Below are 21,900 nucleotides of genomic sequence, written 5' to 3'. Positions count from 1 at the left end.
TTTCCGGATAGCCATTAACGCGACACGCGGCCGCGTGCGCAGTCTACCCGGTTTGAGTGGACTACGCACGGCCGCGTTCCGCGTACAGCTTACAGGCCTCGTATCCTGATGGTTGTTACAGGATGTTTCAGCCGACCCGCACGTGCGGATGTTTCAGCGGTTCGTGCTGCGCGTGGTGGGCATCGGCCGCCGCTTCTGCCGCCGCCACGTCGTCGTCCGTCATCGGACCGCTGCCGCTGTACTTGTCGAGGTACAGGTAGATGACCGGCGTGATGTAGAGCGTGATCACCTGCGAGAAGATCAGGCCGCCCACCACGGCCAGGCCCAGCGGCTGGCGCAGTTCGGCGCCGGCGCCGATGCCGAGCGCGATCGGCAGCGCGCCCATCATCGCGGCCAGCGTCGTCATCAGGATCGGACGGAAACGCAGGATGCAGGCTTCGCGGATCGCCTCGACCGGCGTCATGCCGGCATTCCTCTGGGCGTCGAGGGCGAAGTCGATCATCATGATCGCGTTCTTCTTGACGATACCGATCAGCATCAGGATACCGATCATCGCGATCAGCGTCAGGTCCATGTTGAACAGCCACAGCGTCAGCAAGGCGCCCACTGCCGCCGACGGCAGGCCGGCCAGAATCGTCAACGGGTGGATATAACTTTCGTACAGCACGCCAAGCAGCACGTAGATGACGCCGATGGCCGTGATGATCAGGATGAGCTGGCTCGATTGCGTGTCCTGGAACACGGCCGCGTCGCCGCCGTACTGGGTGATGACGGAGGCCGGCAGCTTCATGTCGCGGCCCATCTGCTCGATCGCCGCGGTGGCGTCGCCCAGCGGCACGTCGGGCGCCAGGTTGAAGGACAGCGTGATCGCCTGGAGCTGACCCTGGTGATTGATCGCGATCGGGCCGACCGTGCGGCGCACGTTGGCAAAGCTCGACAGTTTCACCAGCTGGCCGCTCTTCGAGCGCACCGATACCTTCGACAAGGCGTCGTCGTAATAACGGTCGGCTTCGGCCGCTTCCAGGATCACGTAATAGCTGGCCGCGGTCGAATAGATGGTGGACACCTGGCGCTCGCCGAAGGTGGCGTACAGCACGGTGCGCACGTCAGCCATCTCGACGCCCAGCAGGGCCGCCTTGTCGCGGTCGATGTCGAGCGTGGCCTGCAGGCCGCGGTTCTGCGAATCGCTGGTAACGTCGCGGAAGATCGGGTTGGCACGCATGCGCTCGAGGAACTGGTCGGCCCAGCCGCCGATTTCGCCGCCGGAGACGCTTTGCAGCGAGTACTGGTAACGGCTCTTGCTTTGGCGGCCGCCCAGTTGCAGGTTCTGCACCGGCGCCATGTACACCTGGACGCCGGCGACGCCGCGCGTGGCCTTGCGCAGTTCGTCCAGCACCTGCGGCATGGCCGGACGCTCGGAGCGCGGCACCAGCACCAGGAACATGCGTCCGGTATTGCCGCCGCCGGTGAACGAGGTGACGTCCTTCACGTGCTTGTTGGCGCGCATGATGTCGACGACCTTGCCCTGCAATTCCATCAGCTTGGCCGACGAGGTGTCTTCCGCGGCCTCCACCGTGACCCGCAACTGGCCCAGGTCTTCCTCGGGGAAGAAGCCCTTCGGCATGGTCGAGTACAGCACCCCGGTCAGCACCACGGTACCGACCGCCAGCATCAGCACCAGGAAACGATGCCGCAGCGCACGGTCCAGGCTGCGCGCGTAGCCGTTGCGCACGCTCGTGAACAGGGCTTCGAAACGGCGGCCGATCCAGGACATCTCGTGCGGCTCGACATGGCCGCCGCCCTTGAGCAGACGCGAGCACAGCATCGGCACCAGGGTCAGTGACACCGCCGCCGACACCAGCACCGCCAGGCCGACGATGACGGCGAACTCGCGGAACAACAGGCCGATCACGCCCGGCATGAAGAAGATCGGGATGAAGACGGCAACCAGCGAGATCGAAATCGAAATGATGGTGAAGCCCATCTCGCGCGAACCGACCAGGGCCGCGTGGAAGGGTTTTTTCCCCAACTCCATGTGCCGCACGATGTTTTCGAGCACCACGATGGCATCGTCGACCACCAGGCCCACGGCCAGCGTAATACCCAACAGCGAAATGTTGTCGAGGCTATAGCCGAACGCATACAGCAGCGACAGCGCGCCCAGCAGCGAGATCGGCACGGTGACCGCCGGGATCAGGGTCGCGGCCAGGCGATGCAGGAACAGGAAAATGACCAGGATGACCAGCACGATGGTGCCGGCGAGCGTCAGGTTGACGTCGTGGATCGCTTCACGGATCGAGACCGAGCGGTCGTTGACGAGGTGGATCTTGATCGAGGCCGGCAGCTGCTGCTCGAACTTCGGCAGCAGCGCGCGCACGGCATCGACCACCTGCACGGTATTCGCGTTCGGCTGGCGCTGGATCATCAGCACGATCGAGCGCTCGCCGTTCAGGCTGCCCGCCGCCTTGACCGACTGGTAGCTGTCTTCGACGCTGGCCACGTCCTGCAGGCGCACCGGCATGCCGTCGCGGGTGGCGACGATCAGCTTGGCGAAATCGGCCGCCTTCATCAGCTGGCCCCCGCCCTGGATGGTGAGCGTCTGCGCCGGACCGTCGAGCACGCCCAGCGGCGCGTTCGAGTTGGCGGCGCGCAGCGCGGTCGCCAGTTCATCCATCGAGATGTTGCGCGCGTTCATCAGGTCGGAACGGGCGCGCACGCGCACGGCGAAGCGCTTGCCGCCGTTCACCGTGACCTGGGCGATGCCCGGCAAGGTCGAGATCGCCGGCGAAATCATGTTCTCGGCGTAGTCGTTCAGCTCCGACAGGTTCATCGACGGCGAGGTCATGTGCGCGAACAGGATCGGGGCGTCGGCCGGATTGATCTTGCGGTAGGACGGCAAGTCGGTCATTTCCAGCGGCAGCTGGCGCTGGGCAACAAGCAGCGCGGCCTGGACGTCCACCGCCGCCTTGTCGACGTCGATCGCGGTGTCGAATTCCAGCGTCAGCGAGGTGCTGCCCTGGGTGCTGGTCGAGGTGATCAGCTTGATGCCGGCAATGGTGGAAAACTGCTTCTCGAGCGGCAGCGCCACCGAGGACGCCATCGTCTCCGGGCTGGCGCCCGGCAGGTTGGCGTTGACGTTGATGACCGGCGTGTTATAGCTGGGGAGCGCCGCAACTGGGATGTGCATGTAGGCAAGGATGCCGACCAGCACCAGGCTGATCGACAGCAGCACCGCCATCACGGGACGGCGGATACACAGTTCGGACACATTCATGCCGCTTTATCCTTTCCCGCCGCAGTTGCACCCTGGGCGCCCTGGGCGCCCGGTCCCTTGGCGCCAGCCACCGGAGCGCCGGCCGAGCGTACCTTGCCGCCCGGACGCAGGTTCTGCTTGCCTTCGGTAATGACCTGTTCATTGCCGTTCAGGCCGCTCACCGCCGCGTTCAGGCCGAAGGCATGCAGGCGCGTGATCGGCACCATGCGCGCGGCGCCGTTCTCGGCCACGTAGACGAAAGTGCCCTGGGCATTGATGATAATCGCATTTTGCGGAATCACCACGGCGTCGCGGATCGTGCGCACGGTGACCCGGGTGTTCACGTATTGTCCTGGCCACAGCAGGCCCTCGCTGTTGCCGAACTGCGCTTTTACACGAATGGTGCCGCTGGTCGGATCGACCGTGTTGTCCACGAAGGAAAGCTTGCCGCTCACCGGCTTGGCCTCGCCGCCGGTGCTCGCCTCGACCGTGACCGCGCCCTGTTTCTGGGCGGCCAGCAGCGAGCCGAGACTCGATTCCGGCAGCGTGAACGCGACGTCGATCGGGTCGAGCTGGGTGACCGTGGTGAGCGAGGTGGCGGGCTGCACCAGGCTGCCCGGATAGACGTTGATGGCGCCGACGCGACCGGCCATCGGAGCGCGAATGGAGGTGTAGCTGGCGTTCACCTGGCTGGCGCGCGCCGCGGCGCTGCTGGCGGCCAGCGCGGCGCGCGCGGCGTCGACCTGGCTCTTCAGCGTATCGACGGCGCTTTGCGCCAGGAATTTCTGCGCCACCAGGTCCTGGCTGCGCTTGTACTGGCGTTCGAGGTCGGCCAGGGTGGCGCGGCCGCGCGCCACTTCCGCCTCGGCTTGCGCCACGCTGGCGCGGTCGCTGCGGTCGTCCAGCGAGAACATCAATTGTCCCGCTTTCACGAACTGGCCTTCCTTGATGTGCACTTCGCGGATCGTGCTGGTGGTCTGCGGACGCAGGTCGACCGTGCGCTGGGGCGTCACGGTGCCGTTGGCGGCGACGTCGACGCCGACGTCCTGGCGTTGCGGGCTGACCACGTTGACGGTGGTCGGGGGCATGGCGCCGCCCTTGCCGCCGGGGCCGCCCTGGCCAGACTGGCTCTCAGCAGAGGCGCCATGGTTCATGTACCAGGCGCCGCCGGCACCTGCGGCCACGACGATGGCGATGATTGCGAGCGTATTCTTTTTCATTCAAGTCCCTTACCGCGCGTGTCGGCGGCTTTATCAGTCAATGGTGCGATGAGATCAATCAGTATGACACCGGCATATGACGGCGCCAGAGCATCTCACAAAATTCACAGGGCAAGGCGCATCGTCGAAGACAGTACGCTAGTACGGCGAGACGATGCAACGCAGCCATGGGGATTTTTTGAGATGCTCATTTACTCGGGTAGTACTCGGGGAGCATCAGCGTGACTTCGAGGCCGCCCTCGGGATGGTTCGCCAATGCAATGCTGCCGCCGTGCTGCTCGGCGATGTTGCGGGCGATCGTCAGGCCGAGGCCGGTGCCGCCGGATTCGCGCGAGCGCGAGGTTTCGACGCGGTAGAACGGATCGAACACGCGCTGCATTTCCGCCTGCGGAATGCCGGGTCCGCCGTCGCGCACGCGGATGCGCGCAGCGCCGTTCACCCGGTCCACCGTGACCTGCGCCTGCTGGCCGTATTTCACCGCGTTGTCGATCAGGTTGCCGAGGCAGCGGCGCAGGTCGAGCGGCCGGCCCAGCAGCGCCATGTTCGAGCGCCCGGTCAGCGTGACGGCCTGGCTGGCGTCTGCCGCGTCGTCGCAAACGGAGTCGAGCAGCGAATCGAGGTTCACGCACTGCATGCTCTCGGTGGTATCCATGCTGCGCGCCAGGTCCAGCCCTTCGCGCACCATGGCCTGCATCGCCGACAGGTCGCCGATCAGGCGCTCCTGGAGTTCGTGGTCCGCCACTTTTTCCAGGCGCAGGCGCATGCGCGTGAGCGGGGTCTGCAAGTCGTGGGTGATGGCGGCCAGCATTTGCGTGCGCTGGAAAATGTACTGACGGATACGCGCCTGCATGGCGTTGAAGGCGGCGCTGGCCTGGCGGATTTCGCTGGCGCCGGTGAGGTCGAGCGGCGCGCGGTTGATGTCGTTGCCAAGGTCCTGGGCCGCCTGCGCCAGCTGTTTCAGGGGCCGCGTCGTCATGCGCGCGACCAGGTAAGCCAGGATGGCGATGCTCAGGAAAAACAGCGCCAGCACGGCGCGGTAGTCGGTTTCTGCGGAGACGAGACTACGCGGCGGCAGCACCGCCAGGTGCAGCTGCTCGCCGTCGCGCAGGCGCACGTTCAGGTTCTCGCAGGCGCCGCGCCATTCGGCGCTGAGCAAGCCGTACAGCAGCGGCATGCGCGGCGGATTTGCGCAGGCCGCCGGCGGGTTGGCGGCGGCCTCGATCCGGTATCCCTTGCCCATACGGTCGGACAGGGTTTTCGCGAACGGGGTCGGCGTCGTCGCCAGCGCTTGCGGTGGTCCCGCTTCGAGCTGCAGGCCGGGACGGTTGGCGACGCCGAGATAGGCACGGCGGGCCGAGGCCGGCACGATCTCGGTCGCCATGATCAGCTGCTCGGCGCGTTCGATCAGGGTCTGGTCGCGCTGGCGCTCGAGCACGCGCTGGCGCTCGACGTCGGCCAGCCACTGGGTCAGTGCCGCCGAAATCAGAATACCGAGGAGCAGGGTTGCAAAGACACGGCCCGTCATCGAGCCGAGGAAGGCTTTCACGTGGTCGGCTCCACGGTTACCTGGCCGGCCAGCACGTAGCCGCCATTACGCACGGTTTTAATTATTTGCGGCATCCGCGCATCCTCGCCCAGCTTCTGGCGCAGGCGGCTGATCTGGATGTCGATCGAACGGTCGAAGGGATCGGCGTCGCGTCCCTGCGTCAGGTTCAGCAGCTGGTCGCGGTTCAGCACGCGGTTCGGGTGTTCGAGGAACACGCGCAGCAGGCGAAACTCGGCGCCCGAGAGCATGATCACCATGCCGTCGGGATTGAGCAGGTGGCGCGCGGTGAGGTCGAGCGTCCAGCCCGAAAAGCGCATCTGCTGGACGTTCTCGGCCGGCGCATTCGAGGGCATCGCATGCGAGCGGCGCAGCACGCTGCGGATACGCGCCAGCAGTTCGCGCGGCTCGAAGGGTTTCGGGAGGTAATCGTCGGCGCCCATCTCCAGGCCCAGGATGCGGTCCAGCGGCTCGCTGCGCGCGGTCAGCATGATGACGGGCAGGCTGGAGGTGGCGCGCAGCTTGCGGCACAGGGTCAGGCCGTCGTCGCCCGGCAGGTTCAGGTCGAGCACGATCAGGTCGGGACGCGCCTCGTCGAGGATCTTCCACATCGCCACGCCGTCGCCGGCGGCCAGCGCGCGGTAGCCGTTCGACTCGAGGTAGTCGGCCAGCAACTGGCGGATGTCGCGATCGTCGTCGACGATGAGAATGGTAGATGGATTGTCCATGGTCGCAATTATCCTTGCTTCTATGGGGCATGAACAGCGGGTTTGTATCCGTATGTATATGAAATAACGAAGGAAACAAACTGATACAAAGAGTGTGGCAGCGGACACGCTGGGCTTACATTTTTTCGCGATGATGGATTCCGTGCAGTGAGTGGTTCACGCACAACTTCGACTGACTCACACACCAACAAGGACCCTGAAATGAACACCTTTCACAAAAATGTCTTGATCGCCCTGACCGCTTTCGGCATCGCCGGCGCCGCCGCCGCCCAGACCGCACCGGCACAACCGGAGCCAGGCCGCCATGGCCACGCCGTCAGCGCCGAACAGCGCGCCGCCTTCAAGGCCAAGCGCGCCGAGCGCCAGGCCGAGCGCGCCGCCAAGCTGCGCGCCGAGCTGAAGATCACGCCGCAGCAGGAACCGGCCTTCGCCGCCTTCCTGGCTGCGGGCAAGCCAGCCGCCGGCCAGCACGCACGTGCACAAGGCGACCGTGCCCAGCTGGCCGCCCTGCCCGCGCCGCAGCGCCTGCAGCAGCACATCGAGCGCCAGAAGCAGCGCACCGCCCGCATGGAGGCGCGCCTGGCCGCCCTGAACAACCTGTACGCCGTGCTGACGCCGGAACAGAAGCAGGTGCTCGATAGCAAAGCGATGCGCTTCGGCGGCAAGCACCGCGGTCACCGTGGCCATGGCGGCCATCATGGCGAGCGCGGCGCGGCAGTGCAGAGCTAAACTGTTTAGGTAATAAAACGACAAGGGATGCCATCGGCATCCCTTTTTTGCATTTGTACGTTGGACGCCCCCGGCTAATCGAGCTTTTGCAGCGACCCGAGGAATTTGTTGGCGCTCTGGTAGCCGATCACGCGGCTGTCGGGAATCTCGGTCCCGTCCTTGCCGAACAGGATGATGCCGGGCGGGCCAAACAATCCGAAACGCTTCAGCATCGCTTTGTCGGCCGCATCGTTGGCGGTGACGTCGACTTGCAACAGCAGCGTGTTCGCGAGTTTCGCCTGCACGGCCGGCTCGACGAAGGTCAGCTTTTCCATTTCCTTGCACGAGACGCACCAGTCGGCATAGAAGTCGAGCATGGCCGTCTTGCCGCGGTTGGCGGCGAGTACGGCGTCGAGCTCGGCGACGGTTTTCACGCGCTGGAACTGGAGCGCATGCTTCGGCGTACCGGTCAGGTGCGCCAGCGGCGCCAATGGGTCGCGGCCGCCGGTGGCAAGTCCTACCAGCTGCAGCGCGCCGAGGATGCCGAAGGCTGCACCGAACGCGATCGCCGCCCAGTGTCCGCGCCGGCTCAACAGCCAGGCGCCGTAGCCGAGCAGGAGCGCCGCCCACAGGATCATCTGCACCAGTGCCGGCAGCACGGGCGAGACCAGCCACAAGGCCATGCCCAGCATGAGCACGCCAAAAAAGCGTTTCACGGATTCCATCCAGGCGCCCGCGCGCGGCAGCAGCGAACCGGCCGAGACCCCGACCAGCAGCAGCGGGATGCTCATGCCGATCGCCATCGAGAACAGCGCTGCCCCGCCGACCAGCACGTCGCGCGTCTGGCTGATGTAGACCAGGGCGCCGGCCAGGGGTGCCGCCACGCAGGGGCCGACGATCAGGGCCGAGATCGCCCCCATCGCGAACACGCCGGCCAGCTTTCCTGAAGCCTGGCGTCCGGACGCGTTGGCCAGCTTCGTCTGCAGCGCGGCTGGCACCTGCAGCTGATAAAAGCCGAACATCGACATCGCCATCGCTACGATCAGCAAGGCGAAAGCGCCCAGTACCCAGGGGTTCTGCAGCGCGGCGGAGAGTCCCTCCCCGATCAGGCCGGCGGCGACGCCCAGGGCCGTGTAGACAATCGCCATGCCCAGCGAATAGGTGACCGACAATAGCAGGCCGCGCGAACGTTTTGTCTTGCCCTCACCCACGATGATGGACGACAGGATCGGGACCATCGGCAGGACGCAGGGGGTAAACGCCAGTCCCAGGCCGAGCAACGCGAAAGCGGGCACGATGGCGAGCAGGCGGCCGCCTTGCAGGATGGCACCGATGCTGGCCATGTCCGAAGGCGCGGTGGTCGTGGTGGGCGCCGGGCTGGAGACGCCCGGAGCCGGTGCCGGCGCCTCTTCAGCGGGCGCAGGTGCGGGCACCGACTCGGCTTGCGTGCTTCGGGGTCCGGGCGTGGAAGCGCTTGCAGGCCCTTCACTCAGCGGCGCCGAGGACAGCGCGATCGACGACTGCGGCGCAGCGTTGGCCCCAATCGGAATCGACGGCTGCGCTGTGCCGCCGCCAGCGGTCAGGCGCGCGCTGTGCTCCTGCGGCGGATAGCAGAGGCCGGCATCGGCGCAGCCCTGGCTGGTCGCGTTGAGGGTGAAAGCGCTGCCGCTCTCGACGGGAATCCGGATGGTGACGCTGCCGTGGTAGGTCTCGACATCCTTCTCGAAGGTCTGGTCATACTTGACCTTGCCTGGCGGGATCTGCGGCTCGTCCAGCTGGGCGCCGGTCGCCGTGAACTTGAAGCGCTCGCGGTACATGTAGTAGCCAGGGGCGATATCGTAGGTGACGACGGCCGTACGCTCGCCCTCCATGCGCGCCGAGAATTTGAAGGCGACAGCGGGGTCGAGGAAGTCCTCGGCGCGGCCTGGCGCGCAAAACAGGGCGAACGAGATGAACAGCAGGGTCAGCGCGGCAAGCAGGCGCTTGGGGGCTTCACGAAAACGGGCGATGAACATGACTTCCTTTGGTGGGACACGGCGCAGCAGCATGGTACACCGGCCGGGCGTGCGCGGTGAATCTCAGCCGTACAGGGAGCCGACCCATGCGGTGAATTGCCCAGCAAGGGCGGGCGGATTGGCCAGTTCGGTGAGACTCACGATCCTGTCGTGATACTCGAGCTCGTGAACGATGATCGGTATGGCGCGGCCGAACATCGCCTCGATCGCACCCGACGCATGCAGCGCGCGCGCAGCTGCGGCGCACATGTCGGCGAAGCGGGTGTCGATCTGCTCGGCGATTGCGAGACAACCGTCTTCATCGTCGTCGGCTTCCTCGTCGGTGTACCACAGGCCCTCGCCTTTCAGGACCTCTTCCAGGATCGCCTGCCCCGCGCTGTCCGGTTCAGGCACCCATACCAGTTCGTTCTGTAGCCAGAAGGCATAGTTCCATGCAGCTTCGCCGGCATCGGAGGCGGTCGGCCAGCCAGCGGACTGGCCTGGGGCCGGAGTACAGGCCTGCACTCGCGAGCGCGTGTTGTAGCCAACCTGCAGCAGCGGCTCGCGCGGCTCCGCTTGCGGGAGGTAGAACGACAGGGCGTACACATCCGCCAACTCGGCCGTATCGATGTGTGCGAGCGCCGCCTTTACGGCGTCATGCACGTATTCTTCGAAAGCGTTCATTTCTTGTCTCTGGACGATCGGGATGCTTGCGATGTTAACGCAGCGGCTCGACAGGCGAAAAAAAACCAGGCACAGGGCCTGGTTTTTTCATTCGCATGAAGCGATTTACTCGGCGGTCGGAGCTTCTTCAGCCGAGGTCACTTCCGGACGGTCCAGCAGTTCGACGTACGCCATCGGCGCGTTGTCGCCCACGCGGAAACCCATCTTCAGGATGCGCAGGTAGCCGCCGTTACGGTTGGCGTAACGTGGGCCGAGTTCAGCGAACAGCTTCTGCACCATTTCGCGGTCGCGCAGGCGGGCGAATGCCAGGCGCTTGTTGGCCAGCGTGTCGGTCTTGCCCAGGGTCAGGATCGGTTCGATGACGCGACGCAGTTCCTTGGCCTTTGGCACGGTGGTTTTGATGGCTTCATGACGCAGCAGCGAGACGGTCATGTTGCGCAGCATGGCGAGACGGTGGGACGAGGTACGGTTCAGCTTACGGAGGCCGTGACGGTGACGCATGGTACTTCCTTTCGAGTGTATAAATTCCAGTTCTTCGATCGTTCATGCCGGAGCATGACCGCGGACCGGTTATTGAGGTTTAAGACTGCCCGGACAACATTGTCCGGGCAGGTACTGCGAATTACTTCTCCAGACCAGCTGGCGGCCAGTTCTCGAGCTTCATACCCAAGGTCAGGCCGCGCGAAGCAAGGACTTCCTTGATTTCGTTGAGCGACTTGCGGCCCAGGTTCGGCGTCTTGAGCAGTTCGTTTTCCGAACGCTGGATCAGGTCGCCGATGTAGTAGATGTTTTCTGCTTTCAGGCAGTTTGCCGAACGGACGGTCAGTTCCAGGTCGTCCACCGGACGCAGCAGGATCGGATCGACCAGCGGAGCACGCGATGGTGCTTCGGCGGCGGCTTCCGTGCCTTCCAGGGCAGCGAACACGTTCAGCTGGTCAACCAGCACGCGAGCCGACTGGCGAATCGCCTCTTCCGGGGTGATGACGCCGTTGGTCTCGATGTTGATGATCAGCTTGTCCAGGTCGGTACGCTGTTCGACGCGAGCCGATTCGACTGCGTAGGACACGCGGCGCACTGGCGAGAACGATGCGTCCAGGATGATGCGGCCGATCGTCTTGTTGGTGTCTTCCGACAGGCGACGGACGTTACCTGGGACATAACCACGGCCTTTTTCGACCTTGATCTGCATGTCCAGCTTGCCACCGGCGGTCAGGTGAGCGATCACGTGATCCGGGTTGATCAGTTCCACGTCATGCGGCAGATCGATGTCCGATGCCAGGACGGCGCCTTCGCCTTCCTTTTTCAGGGTCAGGGTCACGGAGTCACGGTTGTGCACCTTGAACACGACACCTTTCAGGTTCAGCAGCAGGTCGACGACGTCTTCCTGCACGCCGTCGAGCGACGAGTACTCGTGCACGACGCCGGCGATGGTGACTTCGGTCGGCGCGTAGCCGATCATCGACGACAGCAGGACGCGGCGCAGCGCGTTGCCCAGCGTGTGGCCGTAGCCACGCTCGAACGGCTCCATCACGACTTTGGCGTGACCGGCGCCCAGGGCTTCGACGTCGATGATACGTGGCTTCAACAAACTATTTTGCATGAAATGTCCTTTTCAATACCCTCGGCTCGTTACACCGATAAGGCTGATGGCTTATTAAAATCTTGAAACAGAACGTAAAAAGCAGATTCGCCCTCTCGCATGCGAGTAGGCGAATCTGCTGTCTTACGATTAACGCGAGTACAGTTCGACGATCAGTGCTTCGTTGACGTCGGCGGCGATCTCGTTACGCTCTGGGAACGAACGGAAGGTGCCTTCCATCTTCTTGGTGTCGACCGACAGCCAGCTCGGCATGCCGATCTGTTCAGCCAGCGACAGCGCTTCGACGATACGCACTTGCTTCTTGGCCTTTTCGCGGACGGCGATGACGTCGCCGGTCTTGACGGCGTACGAAGCGATGTTCACGACGTTACCGTTGACGGTGAAGGCCTTGTGGCTCACCAGCTGACGCGCTTCAGCGCGGGTCGAGCCGAAGCCCATGCGGTAAGCGACGTTGTCCAGGCGCGATTCCAGCAGCTTCAGCAGGGTTTCGCCGGTGTTGCCCTTGCGGCGCGACGCTTCTGCGAAGTAGCGGCGGAACTGGCGCTCGAGGATGCCGTACATGCGCTTGACCTTCTGCTTTTCACGCAGCTGGTTGCCGTAGTCCGAGGTGCGCGCACCCGACTTGACGCCGTGCTGGCCTGGCTTGACGTCCAGTTTGCACTTCGAGTCGAGCGAGCGGCGTGCGCTCTTCAGGAACAGGTCGGTGCCTTCACGGCGCGACAGTTTTGCTTTTGGTCCGATATAACGTGCCACGTTGAATCCTTTAATGTATTAATCACGCCCCAGAGGCATCCTTGAGGATGCGGCAGGCGCTAGTCCGACCCGATAGCGAGCGGACGTGGCTAAAAAATAAACCCCGAGCGAGAGCCCGAGGCGACAACAGCCGGGCAGTATACCCGAATTCGGGTCACTGCACCGGCTTTTGCTACTGCTTACTGCTCAAGCGGTGTACCGAAAACAACTGGGCAGCAGAACTGCCCGGCCGTTATTAGATACGACGACGCTTTGGAGGACGGCAGCCGTTGTGCGGAACTGGCGTCACGTCCTGGATCTCGGTGATCTTGATACCCAGGTTGTTCAGTGCGCGGACAGCCGATTCACGGCCTGGGCCTGGGCCCTTGATGCGCACTTCCAGGTTCTTCACGCCGCTTTCCTGTGCGACCTTGCCGGCTGCTTCAGCAGCGACCTGAGCTGCGAACGGAGTCGACTTACGCGAGCCTTTGAAGCCTGCGCCACCCGACGTCGCCCACGACAGAGCGTTGCCCTGACGGTCGGTGATCGTGATGATGGTGTTGTTGAACGAAGCGTGGACGTGGGCGATGCCCTCAGCCACGTTCTTCTTGACTTTCTTGCGAACGCGCGCTGCTGCTGCGCTGCTTTGTTGCTTAGCCATGGTCAGTTCCTATTATTTCTTCAGCGATTGAGCGGCCTTACGCGGACCTTTGCGGGTACGTGCATTGGTACGGGTACGCTGGCCGCGCACTGGCAGGCCCTTACGGTGACGCATGCCGCGGTAGCAGCCCAGGTCCATCAGACGCTTGATGTTCATGGACAGTTCGCGGCGCAGGTCGCCTTCCACGACAAACTTCGCAACTTCGTCACGCAGTTTTTCGAGTTCGTTGTCGTCCAGGTCCTTGACCTTCTTGTTGGTCGCGATACCAGTCGCGTCGCAGATCTTCTGCGAACGTGGACGGCCAACACCGTAGATCGCCGTCAGGCCGATAACAGTGTGCTGATGATTTGGGATGTTAACCCCTGCAATACGTGCCATTCGTTATTCCTCTTAACCTTGACGCTGCTTGTGACGCGGCTCGACGCAGATCACGCGGACCACGCCCTTGCGCTTGATGATCTTGCAGTTGCGGCAGATCCGCTTGACTGAAGCATTAACTTTCATTTTGTACTCCTGGTGAGATTACTGAATATTTTTTACTTGGTGCGGAATACGATGCGCGCCCGGGACAAGTCGTACGGCGTGAGTTCCACCGTTACCTTGTCTCCCGGGAGAATGCGGATATAGTTCATCCGCATTTTACCCGAGATATGACCCAGGACCACATGCCCGTTTTCCAGCTTTACGCGAAATGTCGCATTTGGGAGATTCTCGAGAATCTCGCCTTGCATTTGGATGACGTCGTCTTTTGCCATTCGGTCTCTTCACTCCCCGCTTATCGCGTCGGAATTCCGCCCTTGAAGTTCGCCTTGCGCAGCAGCGATTCATATTGCTGCGACATGACGTAGTTCTGCACTTGTGCCATGAAGTCCATCGTCACCACCACGATGATCAGGAGCGACGTGCCGCCGAAATAGAAAGGAACTTTCCAGAACGACTGCAGGGCCTCCGGCACCAGGCACACGAGGGTGATGTAAACCGCACCGGCGAGGGTCAGGCGCATCAGGATCTTGTCGATGTAACGGGCCGTCTGGTCACCTGGACGGATGCCAGGAACAAACGCACCGCTCTTCTTCAAGTTGTCCGCCGTTTCCTTGCTGTTGAACACCAGCGCGGTATAGAAGAAGCAGAAGAAGATGATCGCCACCGCATACAGCAACGCGTGGATCGGCTCACCGGTACCGAGCGAAGCAGCGAGGTCCTTCAGGAACCCGATGACCGGGCCGCTGGAGTCCTTGCCTCGCGTGTACCAGTCGACGATCGTCGCCGGGAACAGGATGATCGAGGACGCGAAGATCGGTGGAATCACGCCGGCCATGTTCAGCTTCAGGGGCAGGTGGCTGGTTTGGCCACCGTACACCTTGTTGCCGACCTGGCGCTTGGCGTAATTCACGAGGATCTTGCGCTGCCCGCGTTCAACGAACACGACTGCATACGTAACCGCCACCACCAGGATGACGATGAAGATCGCGGCGATGCTGCTGATCGAACCGTTCGAAACCAGGGTGAACAGGCCACCCAGTGCCGACGGCAGACCGGCTGCGATACCGGCGAAAATAATGATCGAGATGCCGTTGCCGAGGCCACGTTCGGTGATCTGCTCGCCCAGCCACATGAGGAACATGGTGCCGGTCAAGAGGGTCACGACCGTGACGAAGCGGAAGCCCATGCCCGGGTCGATCACGAGGCCCTGCTGGGCTTCGAGCGCGACGGCGATGCCGAACGCCTGGAACAGAGCCAGTGCCACCGTGAAGTAACGGGTGTACTGGGTGATCTTGCGGCGCCCTGCTTCGCCTTCCTTCTTCAGCGCTTCGAGCTGCGGCGAAACGATCGACCCCAGCTGCATGATGATCGAAGCCGAAATGTAGGGCATGATCCCGAGTGCGAACACGGTAAAGCGGGACAAGGCACCACCCGAGAACATGTTGAACATGCCCAGGATGCCGCCTTCGTTCTGCTTGAACAGCGACGCCAGCGCTACCGGGTCAATCCCGGGAACCGGGATGTGAGCACCGATGCGGTACACGACCAATGCGCCAAGCAAAAACCACAGCCGACCCCAGGGGAAGCCGGCGGCGGCGCTTTTACCAAGTTGTGAATTAGTCGCCAATTTTTGCTCCGATCAGGCAGGATCGCAATTAAGCGACCGAACCGCCAGCTGCTTCGATGGCCGCTTTCGCGCCCGCGGTCGCCTTCAGGCCCTTGAGGTTCACCGCCTTGGTGATCTCGCCCGACAGGATGACGCGCACGTCGCGTGCCACCACCGGCAGGATGCCTGCTTGCTTGAGCACCAGGATGTCGACGTCGCCGACGGCCAGGTTGTTCAGGTCCGACAGACGCACTTCAGCCTTGAACGTAGCGTTCAGCGACTTGAAGCCGCGCTTCGGCAGACGACGCTGCAGAGGCATCTGACCGCCTTCGAAGCCGACCTTGTGGAAGCCGCCCGAACGCGATTTCTGACCCTTGTGACCGCGACCGGCGGTCTTGCCCAGGCCCGAGCCGATACCGCGGCCGACGCGACGCTTCGCGTGCTTGGCGCCGTCAGCTGGTTGAATGGTATTCAATTCCATTGTTTTCTCCGTTAGGTAAGCCCGAAGGCTTACCCGACTACTTTAACGAGGTACGAGACTTTGTTGATCATGCCACGCACCGACGGGGTGTCCTGCAGCTCGGAAACCGAGTTGACGCGGCGCAGACCCAGACCACGCACGGTAGCGCGGTGGTCTTGACGGGTGCCGATCAGGCCCTTGACCAGTTGTACTTTGATGGTGTTTGCCATTGTCTTCACCTTAGCCCAGGATGTCTTCGACCGACTTGCCACGCTTGGCGGCGATGTCGGCGGCGGTGCTCATCTTCGACAGACCGTCGAGGGTTGCACGCACCAGGTTGTACGGGTTCGACGAACCGGTCGACTTGGCGACCACGTCGGTCACGCCCATCACTTCGAAGATAGCGCGCATTGCGCCACCAGCGATGACGCCGGTACCAGGCTTGGCTGGCGACATCATGACGCGCGAGGCGCCGTGACGACCGGTGACGGTGTGGTGCAGGGTACCGTTCTTGAGGGGCACCTTGATCAGGTTGCGGCGGGCTTCTTCCATTGCCTTTTGCACGCCGACAGGAACTTCCTTCGACTTGCCTTTACCCATGCCGATGCGGCCATCGCCGTCACCGACAACGGTCAGCGCTGCAAAACCCATGATACGACCACCCTTGACCACTTTGGTCACGCGGTTGATCGCGATCATTTTTTCGCGCATGCCATCATCCGGCTTGTCGCTTGCCATTTTCGCTTGCATTTTTGCCATGACGATTCTTCCTTAGAACTTCAGACCGGCTTCACGCGCGGCTTCTGCCAGCGCCTTCACACGGCCGTGGTAACGGAAACCCGAACGGTCGAATGCGACTTCGGTGATCCCTGCTTTCAGTGCTTTCTCTGCGACGCGCTTGCCAACCAGGGCAGCAGCGGCGGCGTTGCCGCCCTTGCCGCTTTGACCGGCCAGTTCGGCGCGCACGTCTGCTTCCAGCGTCGAAGCCGAAACCAGGACCTTCGCATCCGGGCTGATCAGGTTCGCATAGATGTGCAGGTTGGTGCGGTGAACCGACAGGCGGTTCACGCCTTGCTGCGCGATCTTGATGCGGGTTTGGCGTCCGCGACGCAGACGCGATTCTTTCTTGTCCATCGTCAGCTCCGATTATTTCTTCTTGGTTTCTTTAAGCTTCACCACCTCGTCCGAATAACGGACGCCCTTGCCCTTGTAAGGCTCAGGGGAGCGGTAAGCGCGCACTTCAGCGGCAACCTGGCCGACCTTTTGACGATCGATACCCTTGATCAGGATCTCGGTCGGGGTCGGGGTTGCAGCCGTGACGCCTTCCGGCATCGCGTGCAGCACCGGGTGCGAGAAGCCCAGCGACAGGTTCAGGGCGTTGCCCTGCACTGCTGCCTTGTAGCCCACGCCGACCAGGTTCAGCTTCTTCTCGAAGCCCTTGGTCACGCCGGTCACCATGTTGTTGACCAGAGCACGCAGGGTACCCGACATGGCGTTCGATTCACGCGAATCGTCCACCACGTCGAAGGTCAGCGTGCCATTGTTGTTTTCTACCTTGACCAGGCCGTTCAGCGGCTGGGTCAGGGTGCCCAGTGGGCCTTTGACCGTGATCGCTGCTGCAGTGATCGCCACTTCGGCGCCAGCTGGGACAGCGATTGGCATCTTAGCTACTCGAGACATCGTCTACTCCTTAAGCCACGTAGCAAATCACTTCGCCACCGACACCGGTAGCGCGTGCTTTGCGATCAGTCATCACGCCCTGTGGGGTCGAGACGATTGCCACGCCCAGGCCGTTCATGACCGACGGGATTTCATCCTTGCCCTTGTAGATGCGCAGGCCAGGACGGGAAACGCGCTCGAGGCGCTCGATAACCGGACGGCCGGTGTAATACTTCAAACCGATTTTCAGTTCCGACTTGCCACCTTCGGTGGACACGGCGAAATCTTCAATGTAACCCTCGTCCTTCAGGACGTTGGCAATTGCAACCTTCAGCTTCGACGACGGCATAGCGACGTTAGTCTTCTGCACGCCTTGCGCGTTGCGAATGCGGGTCAGCATATCGGCGATAGGATCGCTCATACTCATTGCTTATTCTCCTATTACCAGCTGGCTTTAGTCATACCCGGGATTTCGCCTTTCATGGCGAATTCGCGGAGTTTGGTACGGGCGAGGCCGAATTTGCGGAACGTGCCACGTGGGCGGCCGGTCATGGCGCAGCGGTTACGCTGGCGGGTCGGCGCCGAGTTACGTGGCAGTGCCTGCAGCTTCAGGCGCGCTTCGTAACGCTCTTCTTCGGTCTTCGACTGGTCGTCGATGATTGCTTTCAGAGCTGCACGCTTTGCGGCGAATTTCTCCACCAGGTCTGCACGCTTCTGTTCGCGGTTAATCAGTGCAAGTTTTGCCATGCTCTTAGTTCCTGAACGGGAATTTGAAGGCGGCGAGCAGCGCTTTGGCTTCTTCGTCGGTCTTAGCGGTGGTGGTGATCGAGATGTTCATGCCACGCAGCGCGTCGATCTTGTCGTAGTCGATTTCAGGGAAGATGATCTGTTCCTTGACACCGATGTTGTAGTTGCCACGACCGTCGAACGATTTGCCGTTCACACCGCGGAAGTCACGCACGCGCGGCAGGGCCACGGTGATGAAGCGGTCCAGGAACTCGTACATGCGGGCGCCACGCAGGGTCACCATCGTACCGATCGGGTAGCCTTCGCGGATCTTGAAACCTGCGATTGCCTTGCGCGACTTGGTGGTCACTGGCTTCTGGCCGGCGATCTTGGTCAGGTCGCCGACTGCGTGCTCGAGCACTTTCTTGTCAGCGACGGCTTCACCAACACCCATGTTCAGGGTGATCTTGGTCAGGCGTGGCACTTCCATCACCGACTTGTAGCCGAATTTTTCGGTCAGGTCAGCGACGACTTTGTCTTTGTAGAATTGTTGGAGACGGGCCATTTCTTACACCTTCACTTCTTCGCCGGAAGACTTGTAGACGCGGACTTTCTTGCCGTCCTGGTCTTTGAAGCCTACGCGGTCAGCCTTGCCGGTCGCGGCGTTGAACAGCGCGACGTTGGAGACGTGAATCGGCATCGCCTTGTCGACGATACCACCTTGGACGCCGGTCATCGGGTTCGGCTTGACGGCCTTCTTGGCAACGTTCACGCCATCGACGATCACGTGCTCGGCGTCGACGCGACGCGAAACCACGCCACGCTTGCCCTTGTCTTTACCGGCCAAAACGATGACTTCGTCGTTTTTACGAATCTTATCCATTACGACTCCTTACAGTACTTCAGGTGCCAGGGACACGATCTTCATGAACTTTTCAGTGCGCAGTTCGCGGGTCACTGGTCCGAAGATACGGGTGCCGATCGGTTCCAGCTTGGCATTGAGCAGAACGGCGGCGTTGCCGTCGAACTTCACCAGGGAGCCGTCTTGGCGGCGCACACCTTTGGCGGTACGCACAACCACAGCGTTATAAATTTCACCTTTTTTGACACGGCCACGTGGCGCAGCAACCTTGACGGTTACCTTGATGATGTCGCCAATGCTCGCATAACGGCGCTTGGAGCCGCCCAACACCTTGATGCACAAAACTTCTTTTGCACCGGTGTTGTCGGCTACTTCGAGCCGGCTTTCAGTTTGAATCATAGTATTTTCTTTCCCAACTTAAGCCGAAGAAACCCCACGGAGAACCGTAGGCCTGCGGTCAGTCTTGGTCCCGCCGGAGCGCCCCTGCTGGAGCACACGATTGGGTGATTGGACTTTCCAATTAACTTCGTACAGGCCGCAGTTACCGAGGGGGACAAACTGCGGCAACACATGAACGAAGCCCGCTAGTATCCCAGATACCAGCGGGCCACGCAAGACAAATTTTGCTAGTGCTTACAGAACCTGTGCAACCTGCACAACACGGGTCACAGTCCAAGCTTTCGTCTTCGAGATCGGACGACCTTCCGCGATCTCGACCGTGTCACCGGTCTTGGCCTGGTTGGTCTCGTCGTGCGCGTGATACTTGTTCGAGCGCACGATGATCTTGCCGTACAGCGGGTGCTTCACGTGACGCTCGATCAGGACGGTTACCGTCTTGTCCATTTTGTCGGACACGACCTTGCCGACCAGCGTACGCTTCAGCGCCGTTTTAGTGGTGTCGTTCATTTGGCTTCCTTCGAGTTCATCACAGTCTTCACACGCGCGATGTCGCGACGTACTTTCTTGAGCTGCGCGGTGTTGCCCAGCTGCTGGGTAGCGATTTGCATGCGCAGGCCAAACTGGGCCTTCAGCAGCTCACTCAGCTCCTTTTGCAGCGCTTCCTGGTCCTTGCCGCGGAGTTCCGATGCTTTCATATTCAACTCCTGTTATTGGCCGACCTGGCGCACCACGAAGGTGGTAGCCAGTGGCAGTTTGGCAGCGGCCAGGCGGAATGCTTCGCGCGCCAGTTCTTCTGCGACGCCGTCCATCTCGTACAGGACTTTGCCTGGCTGGATTTCAGCGACGTAGTACTCCGGGTTACCCTTACCGTTACCCATACGGACTTCGGCCGGCTTGTTCGAAATCGGCTTGTCCGGGAAGATACGGATCCAGATACGGCCGCCACGCTTGATGTGACGGGTCATGGCGCGACGTGCCGCTTCGATCTGGCGGGCGGTGATACGGCCGCGGGCAACTGCCTTCAGACCGAATTCACCGAACGAGACCGCGGTGCCGCGGGTGTGCGAAATGCCGGTGTTACGGCCTTTCTGCTCTTTACGATACTTCCTGCGCGATGGTTGCAGCATGCTTATTCTCCTGCTTTCTCAGCTGGTGCAGCAGCGGCCGGGGTCGCCAGCTTGACGGCTGGGCGAGCACGCACGGTAGGCGCTGCAGCTGGGCGGGCGCCGCCAGCTGGACGTGGGCCGCGCGATGGCTTGCCATCGTCACGACGTGGGCCGCGTGGCTTCTTCTCGTCCGGCGGGGTGTCGATGACCGGGGCTTCGCCGGTGACCGAACGGTCGCCCTTGTAGACCCAGACCTTGACGCCGATGATGCCGTACGTGGTCGATGCTTCGCTGGTGCCGTAGTCGATATCGGCGCGCAGGGTGTGCAGAGGCACACGGCCTTCGCGGTACCATTCGGTACGTGCGATCTCGATGCCGTTCAGACGGCCCGACGACATGATCTTGATGCCGACGGCACCCAGACGCATGGCGTTCTGCATGGCGCGCTTCATCGCGCGGCGGAACATGATGCGCTTTTCGAGCTGCTGCGAGATCGAATCGGCGATCAGCTGCGAATCGATTTCCGGCTTGCGGATCTCTTCGATATTGACGTGCACAGGCACGCCCATGATCTTCGTCAGCGACGACTTCAGCACTTCGATGTCTTCGCCCTTCTTGCCGATCACGACGCCAGGACGCGACGAGTAGATGGTGAAGCGCGCGTTCTTGGCTGGACGCTCGATGACGATGCGACCGACCGAAGCGTTCTTCAGCTTCTTCTTCAGGAAAGCGCGTGCTTCCAGGTCTTCCTTCAGCATGTCGGCGAAGTTGCCGTTGCCAGCGTACCAGCGCGACGCCCAGTTACGGGTGACCGCCAGGCGGAAGCCGGTTGGGTGGATTTTCTGACCCATCGTTTGCTCCTTAGTTACCGACAGTCACGTAGACGTGACAGGATTGTTTAGAAATGCGATCGCCGCGGCCTTTTGCACGAGCAGTGAAGCGCTTCAGGATCGGGCCCTTTTCGACGTAGATCTGAACGACTTTCAGCTCGTCGATGTCGGCGCCGTCATTGTGTTCCGCGTTGGCGATAGCCGACTCGAGAACCTTCTTGATGATGGTGGCGCCCTTCTTTGGGCTGAACTGCAGAATGTTGAGTGCTGCGTCAACTTTCTTGCCACGGATCATGTCGGCCACCAGGCGGCCTTTTTGTTCCGACAGGCGCACGCCTTTGAGGATAGCTTTAGTTTCCATTATTTTTTCGCCTTCTTGTCAGCGGCGTGGCCCTTGAACGTACGGGTCAGCGCGAATTCGCCGAGCTTGTGGCCGACCATGTTCTCGGAGACGTACACCGGCACGTGCAGCTTGCCGTTGTGGACAGCGATCGTCAGGCCGATGAAGTCTGGCGTGATCGTCGAGCGGCGCGACCAGGTTTTGACTGGCTTCTTGTCTTTGGTCGCTTGCGCGGCTTCGACTTTTTTCACCAGGTGGGCGTCAACGAACGGCCCTTTTTTCAATGAACGAGTCATGTGTTATCCC

At 62.0% G+C, this 21,900-nt stretch carries 31 protein-coding genes; 1 reads left to right on the top strand and 30 read right to left on the bottom strand.

Annotated elements, in window-relative coordinates:
* Nucleotides 1-127: 127 nt before the first annotated feature.
* The 4 genes from C2862_RS09860 to C2862_RS09845 form a co-directional block, all read right to left on the bottom strand.
* Nucleotides 128-3,274, bottom strand: coding sequence for an efflux RND transporter permease subunit (locus C2862_RS09860; RefSeq protein WP_136219951.1), 3,147 nt, complete (start codon nt 3,272-3,274; stop codon nt 128-130).
* Nucleotides 3,271-4,473 carry an efflux RND transporter periplasmic adaptor subunit gene (locus C2862_RS09855; RefSeq protein WP_136219950.1) on the bottom strand — a complete coding sequence of 401 codons (1,203 nt, stop codon included), beginning with the start codon at nt 4,471-4,473 and terminating at the stop codon, nt 3,271-3,273. The genes C2862_RS09860 and C2862_RS09855 overlap by 4 nt, the downstream gene beginning before the upstream one ends.
* A 187-nt stretch (nt 4,474-4,660) precedes the next feature.
* Nucleotides 4,661-6,019 (bottom strand): ATP-binding protein, encoded by a 1,359-nt coding sequence (locus C2862_RS09850; protein WP_136219949.1) that lies wholly within the window; start codon nt 6,017-6,019, stop codon nt 4,661-4,663.
* A complete protein-coding gene (locus tag C2862_RS09845) occupies nt 6,016-6,744 on the bottom strand; it encodes a response regulator (RefSeq protein ID WP_136219948.1) in 729 nt (242 codons plus the stop codon). The genes C2862_RS09850 and C2862_RS09845 overlap by 4 nt, the downstream gene beginning before the upstream one ends.
* Nucleotides 6,745-6,945: 201 nt before the next feature.
* Between C2862_RS09845 and C2862_RS09840 the strand changes: the two genes are divergently transcribed.
* Nucleotides 6,946-7,473 carry a Spy/CpxP family protein refolding chaperone gene (locus tag C2862_RS09840; protein ID WP_136219947.1) on the top strand — a complete coding sequence of 176 codons (528 nt, stop codon included), beginning with the start codon at nt 6,946-6,948 and terminating at the stop codon, nt 7,471-7,473.
* Nucleotides 7,474-7,547: 74 nt separating this feature from the next.
* Here C2862_RS09840 and dsbD read toward each other — a convergent pair whose 3' ends face one another.
* The 26 genes from dsbD to rpsS form a co-directional block, all read right to left on the bottom strand.
* The gene (dsbD, locus tag C2862_RS09835; RefSeq protein WP_136219946.1) at nt 7,548-9,467 is read right to left on the bottom strand and encodes a protein-disulfide reductase DsbD; all 1,920 of its coding nucleotides are present in this window, start codon (nt 9,465-9,467) and stop codon (nt 7,548-7,550) included.
* A 63-nt stretch (nt 9,468-9,530) separates the two neighbouring features.
* Nucleotides 9,531-10,130 (bottom strand): hypothetical protein, encoded by a 600-nt coding sequence (locus C2862_RS09830; RefSeq protein WP_136219945.1) that lies wholly within the window; start codon nt 10,128-10,130, stop codon nt 9,531-9,533.
* 105 nt (nt 10,131-10,235) lie between these two features.
* Nucleotides 10,236-10,631: a 50S ribosomal protein L17 gene (gene rplQ, locus C2862_RS09825; protein WP_005663400.1), complete on the bottom strand. Its 396-nt coding sequence runs from the start codon at nt 10,629-10,631 to the stop codon at nt 10,236-10,238.
* 121 nt (nt 10,632-10,752) lie between these two features.
* Nucleotides 10,753-11,730: a DNA-directed RNA polymerase subunit alpha gene (locus C2862_RS09820; protein ID WP_026354946.1), complete on the bottom strand. Its 978-nt coding sequence runs from the start codon at nt 11,728-11,730 to the stop codon at nt 10,753-10,755.
* Between the two features lie 129 nt (nt 11,731-11,859).
* The gene (gene rpsD, locus C2862_RS09815; RefSeq protein WP_056337619.1) at nt 11,860-12,483 is read right to left on the bottom strand and encodes a 30S ribosomal protein S4; all 624 of its coding nucleotides are present in this window, start codon (nt 12,481-12,483) and stop codon (nt 11,860-11,862) included.
* A gap of 235 nt (nt 12,484-12,718) precedes the next feature.
* Nucleotides 12,719-13,123, bottom strand: coding sequence for a 30S ribosomal protein S11 (rpsK, locus tag C2862_RS09810; RefSeq protein WP_005663404.1), 405 nt, complete (start codon nt 13,121-13,123; stop codon nt 12,719-12,721).
* Between the two features lie 12 nt (nt 13,124-13,135).
* Nucleotides 13,136-13,501 (bottom strand): 30S ribosomal protein S13, encoded by a 366-nt coding sequence (gene rpsM, locus C2862_RS09805; protein WP_056337616.1) that lies wholly within the window; start codon nt 13,499-13,501, stop codon nt 13,136-13,138.
* Nucleotides 13,502-13,513: 12 nt separating this feature from the next.
* On the bottom strand, nt 13,514-13,627 hold the full coding sequence (rpmJ, locus tag C2862_RS09800; protein ID WP_005663407.1) for a 50S ribosomal protein L36: 114 nt from the start codon (nt 13,625-13,627) through the stop codon (nt 13,514-13,516).
* 32 nt (nt 13,628-13,659) lie between these two features.
* Nucleotides 13,660-13,878 carry a translation initiation factor IF-1 gene (gene infA / locus C2862_RS09795; RefSeq protein ID WP_005663428.1) on the bottom strand — a complete coding sequence of 73 codons (219 nt, stop codon included), beginning with the start codon at nt 13,876-13,878 and terminating at the stop codon, nt 13,660-13,662.
* Between the two features lie 20 nt (nt 13,879-13,898).
* The gene (gene secY / locus C2862_RS09790; RefSeq protein ID WP_136219944.1) at nt 13,899-15,233 is read right to left on the bottom strand and encodes a preprotein translocase subunit SecY; all 1,335 of its coding nucleotides are present in this window, start codon (nt 15,231-15,233) and stop codon (nt 13,899-13,901) included.
* 28 nt (nt 15,234-15,261) lie between these two features.
* Nucleotides 15,262-15,693, bottom strand: coding sequence for a 50S ribosomal protein L15 (gene rplO / locus C2862_RS09785; RefSeq protein WP_136219943.1), 432 nt, complete (start codon nt 15,691-15,693; stop codon nt 15,262-15,264).
* A gap of 29 nt (nt 15,694-15,722) precedes the next feature.
* Complete coding sequence (rpmD, locus tag C2862_RS09780) at nt 15,723-15,902, bottom strand: 50S ribosomal protein L30 (protein WP_056337609.1); 180 nt, start codon at nt 15,900-15,902, stop codon at nt 15,723-15,725.
* Between the two features lie 10 nt (nt 15,903-15,912).
* Nucleotides 15,913-16,431 carry a 30S ribosomal protein S5 gene (gene rpsE / locus C2862_RS09775; protein ID WP_136219941.1) on the bottom strand — a complete coding sequence of 173 codons (519 nt, stop codon included), beginning with the start codon at nt 16,429-16,431 and terminating at the stop codon, nt 15,913-15,915.
* A gap of 12 nt (nt 16,432-16,443) precedes the next feature.
* On the bottom strand, nt 16,444-16,806 hold the full coding sequence (gene rplR, locus C2862_RS09770; protein ID WP_136219940.1) for a 50S ribosomal protein L18: 363 nt from the start codon (nt 16,804-16,806) through the stop codon (nt 16,444-16,446).
* 12 nt (nt 16,807-16,818) lie between these two features.
* Nucleotides 16,819-17,352: a 50S ribosomal protein L6 gene (rplF, locus tag C2862_RS09765; RefSeq protein WP_136219939.1), complete on the bottom strand. Its 534-nt coding sequence runs from the start codon at nt 17,350-17,352 to the stop codon at nt 16,819-16,821.
* A 10-nt stretch (nt 17,353-17,362) separates the two neighbouring features.
* Nucleotides 17,363-17,758: a 30S ribosomal protein S8 gene (rpsH, locus tag C2862_RS09760; protein WP_136219938.1), complete on the bottom strand. Its 396-nt coding sequence runs from the start codon at nt 17,756-17,758 to the stop codon at nt 17,363-17,365.
* A 14-nt stretch (nt 17,759-17,772) separates the two neighbouring features.
* Complete coding sequence (gene rpsN / locus C2862_RS09755) at nt 17,773-18,078, bottom strand: 30S ribosomal protein S14 (protein WP_036240351.1); 306 nt, start codon at nt 18,076-18,078, stop codon at nt 17,773-17,775.
* Between the two features lie 4 nt (nt 18,079-18,082).
* Nucleotides 18,083-18,622: a 50S ribosomal protein L5 gene (rplE, locus tag C2862_RS09750; protein ID WP_136219937.1), complete on the bottom strand. Its 540-nt coding sequence runs from the start codon at nt 18,620-18,622 to the stop codon at nt 18,083-18,085.
* A gap of 3 nt (nt 18,623-18,625) precedes the next feature.
* The gene (gene rplX / locus C2862_RS09745; protein WP_136219936.1) at nt 18,626-18,940 is read right to left on the bottom strand and encodes a 50S ribosomal protein L24; all 315 of its coding nucleotides are present in this window, start codon (nt 18,938-18,940) and stop codon (nt 18,626-18,628) included.
* 9 nt (nt 18,941-18,949) lie between these two features.
* On the bottom strand, nt 18,950-19,318 hold the full coding sequence (gene rplN, locus C2862_RS09740; protein ID WP_005663451.1) for a 50S ribosomal protein L14: 369 nt from the start codon (nt 19,316-19,318) through the stop codon (nt 18,950-18,952).
* Nucleotides 19,319-19,552: 234 nt separating this feature from the next.
* Entirely contained in the window at nt 19,553-19,825 is a 273-nt protein-coding gene (gene rpsQ / locus C2862_RS09735; protein ID WP_020655684.1) for a 30S ribosomal protein S17, read from the bottom strand.
* Nucleotides 19,822-20,013, bottom strand: a complete 192-nt coding sequence (rpmC, locus tag C2862_RS09730) for a 50S ribosomal protein L29 (protein ID WP_056337591.1) — start codon at nt 20,011-20,013, stop codon at nt 19,822-19,824. The genes rpsQ and rpmC overlap by 4 nt, the downstream gene beginning before the upstream one ends.
* 12 nt (nt 20,014-20,025) lie before the next feature.
* The gene (gene rplP, locus C2862_RS09725; RefSeq protein WP_005663456.1) at nt 20,026-20,445 is read right to left on the bottom strand and encodes a 50S ribosomal protein L16; all 420 of its coding nucleotides are present in this window, start codon (nt 20,443-20,445) and stop codon (nt 20,026-20,028) included.
* A 2-nt stretch (nt 20,446-20,447) separates the two neighbouring features.
* The gene (gene rpsC, locus C2862_RS09720; RefSeq protein ID WP_136219935.1) at nt 20,448-21,275 is read right to left on the bottom strand and encodes a 30S ribosomal protein S3; all 828 of its coding nucleotides are present in this window, start codon (nt 21,273-21,275) and stop codon (nt 20,448-20,450) included.
* A gap of 10 nt (nt 21,276-21,285) precedes the next feature.
* Entirely contained in the window at nt 21,286-21,618 is a 333-nt protein-coding gene (gene rplV, locus C2862_RS09715) for a 50S ribosomal protein L22 (protein WP_210735950.1), read from the bottom strand.
* A complete protein-coding gene (rpsS, locus tag C2862_RS09710) occupies nt 21,615-21,890 on the bottom strand; it encodes a 30S ribosomal protein S19 (protein WP_136219933.1) in 276 nt (91 codons plus the stop codon). The genes rplV and rpsS overlap by 4 nt, the downstream gene beginning before the upstream one ends.
* Between the last annotated feature and the right edge of the window lie 10 nt (nt 21,891-21,900).

The organism is Massilia sp. Mn16-1_5 (genome assembly GCF_004798585.1).
Lineage (GTDB): Bacteria > Pseudomonadota > Gammaproteobacteria > Burkholderiales > Burkholderiaceae_D > Telluria.
The sequence above is the reverse complement of the archived record's forward strand: the minus strand, read 5'-3'. Positions and strand labels throughout refer to the sequence as shown.

What these genes read in the sequence shown, in the direction of transcription:
- C2862_RS09860 (WP_136219951.1), bottom strand. Translation starts at nt 3,274, where the DNA reads ATGAATGTGTCCGAACTGTGTATCCGCCGTCCCGTGATGGCGGTGCTG.
- C2862_RS09855 (WP_136219950.1), bottom strand. Translation starts at nt 4,473, where the DNA reads ATGAAAAAGAATACGCTCGCAATCATCGCCATCGTCGTGGCCGCAGGT.
- C2862_RS09845 (WP_136219948.1), bottom strand. Translation starts at nt 6,744, where the DNA reads ATGGACAATCCATCTACCATTCTCATCGTCGACGACGATCGCGACATC.
- C2862_RS09840 (WP_136219947.1), top strand. Translation starts at nt 6,946, where the DNA reads ATGAACACCTTTCACAAAAATGTCTTGATCGCCCTGACCGCTTTCGGC.
- dsbD (WP_136219946.1), bottom strand. Translation starts at nt 9,467, where the DNA reads ATGTTCATCGCCCGTTTTCGTGAAGCCCCCAAGCGCCTGCTTGCCGCG.
- C2862_RS09830 (WP_136219945.1), bottom strand. Translation starts at nt 10,130, where the DNA reads ATGAACGCTTTCGAAGAATACGTGCATGACGCCGTAAAGGCGGCGCTC.
- rplQ (WP_005663400.1), bottom strand. Translation starts at nt 10,631, where the DNA reads ATGCGTCACCGTCACGGCCTCCGTAAGCTGAACCGTACCTCGTCCCAC.
- C2862_RS09820 (WP_026354946.1), bottom strand. Translation starts at nt 11,730, where the DNA reads ATGCAAAATAGTTTGTTGAAGCCACGTATCATCGACGTCGAAGCCCTG.
- rpsK (WP_005663404.1), bottom strand. Translation starts at nt 13,123, where the DNA reads ATGGCTAAGCAACAAAGCAGCGCAGCAGCAGCGCGCGTTCGCAAGAAA.
- rpsM (WP_056337616.1), bottom strand. Translation starts at nt 13,501, where the DNA reads ATGGCACGTATTGCAGGGGTTAACATCCCAAATCATCAGCACACTGTT.
- rpmJ (WP_005663407.1), bottom strand. Translation starts at nt 13,627, where the DNA reads ATGAAAGTTAATGCTTCAGTCAAGCGGATCTGCCGCAACTGCAAGATC.
- infA (WP_005663428.1), bottom strand. Translation starts at nt 13,878, where the DNA reads ATGGCAAAAGACGACGTCATCCAAATGCAAGGCGAGATTCTCGAGAAT.
- rplO (WP_136219943.1), bottom strand. Translation starts at nt 15,693, where the DNA reads ATGGAATTGAATACCATTCAACCAGCTGACGGCGCCAAGCACGCGAAG.
- rpmD (WP_056337609.1), bottom strand. Translation starts at nt 15,902, where the DNA reads ATGGCAAACACCATCAAAGTACAACTGGTCAAGGGCCTGATCGGCACC.
- rpsE (WP_136219941.1), bottom strand. Translation starts at nt 16,431, where the DNA reads ATGGCAAAAATGCAAGCGAAAATGGCAAGCGACAAGCCGGATGATGGC.
- rplR (WP_136219940.1), bottom strand. Translation starts at nt 16,806, where the DNA reads ATGGACAAGAAAGAATCGCGTCTGCGTCGCGGACGCCAAACCCGCATC.
- rplF (WP_136219939.1), bottom strand. Translation starts at nt 17,352, where the DNA reads ATGTCTCGAGTAGCTAAGATGCCAATCGCTGTCCCAGCTGGCGCCGAA.
- rpsH (WP_136219938.1), bottom strand. Translation starts at nt 17,758, where the DNA reads ATGAGTATGAGCGATCCTATCGCCGATATGCTGACCCGCATTCGCAAC.
- rpsN (WP_036240351.1), bottom strand. Translation starts at nt 18,078, where the DNA reads ATGGCAAAACTTGCACTGATTAACCGCGAACAGAAGCGTGCAGACCTG.
- rplE (WP_136219937.1), bottom strand. Translation starts at nt 18,622, where the DNA reads ATGGCCCGTCTCCAACAATTCTACAAAGACAAAGTCGTCGCTGACCTG.
- rplX (WP_136219936.1), bottom strand. Translation starts at nt 18,940, where the DNA reads ATGGATAAGATTCGTAAAAACGACGAAGTCATCGTTTTGGCCGGTAAA.
- rplN (WP_005663451.1), bottom strand. Translation starts at nt 19,318, where the DNA reads ATGATTCAAACTGAAAGCCGGCTCGAAGTAGCCGACAACACCGGTGCA.
- rpsQ (WP_020655684.1), bottom strand. Translation starts at nt 19,825, where the DNA reads ATGAACGACACCACTAAAACGGCGCTGAAGCGTACGCTGGTCGGCAAG.
- rpmC (WP_056337591.1), bottom strand. Translation starts at nt 20,013, where the DNA reads ATGAAAGCATCGGAACTCCGCGGCAAGGACCAGGAAGCGCTGCAAAAG.
- rplP (WP_005663456.1), bottom strand. Translation starts at nt 20,445, where the DNA reads ATGCTGCAACCATCGCGCAGGAAGTATCGTAAAGAGCAGAAAGGCCGT.
- rpsC (WP_136219935.1), bottom strand. Translation starts at nt 21,275, where the DNA reads ATGGGTCAGAAAATCCACCCAACCGGCTTCCGCCTGGCGGTCACCCGT.
- rpsS (WP_136219933.1), bottom strand. Translation starts at nt 21,890, where the DNA reads ATGACTCGTTCATTGAAAAAAGGGCCGTTCGTTGACGCCCACCTGGTG.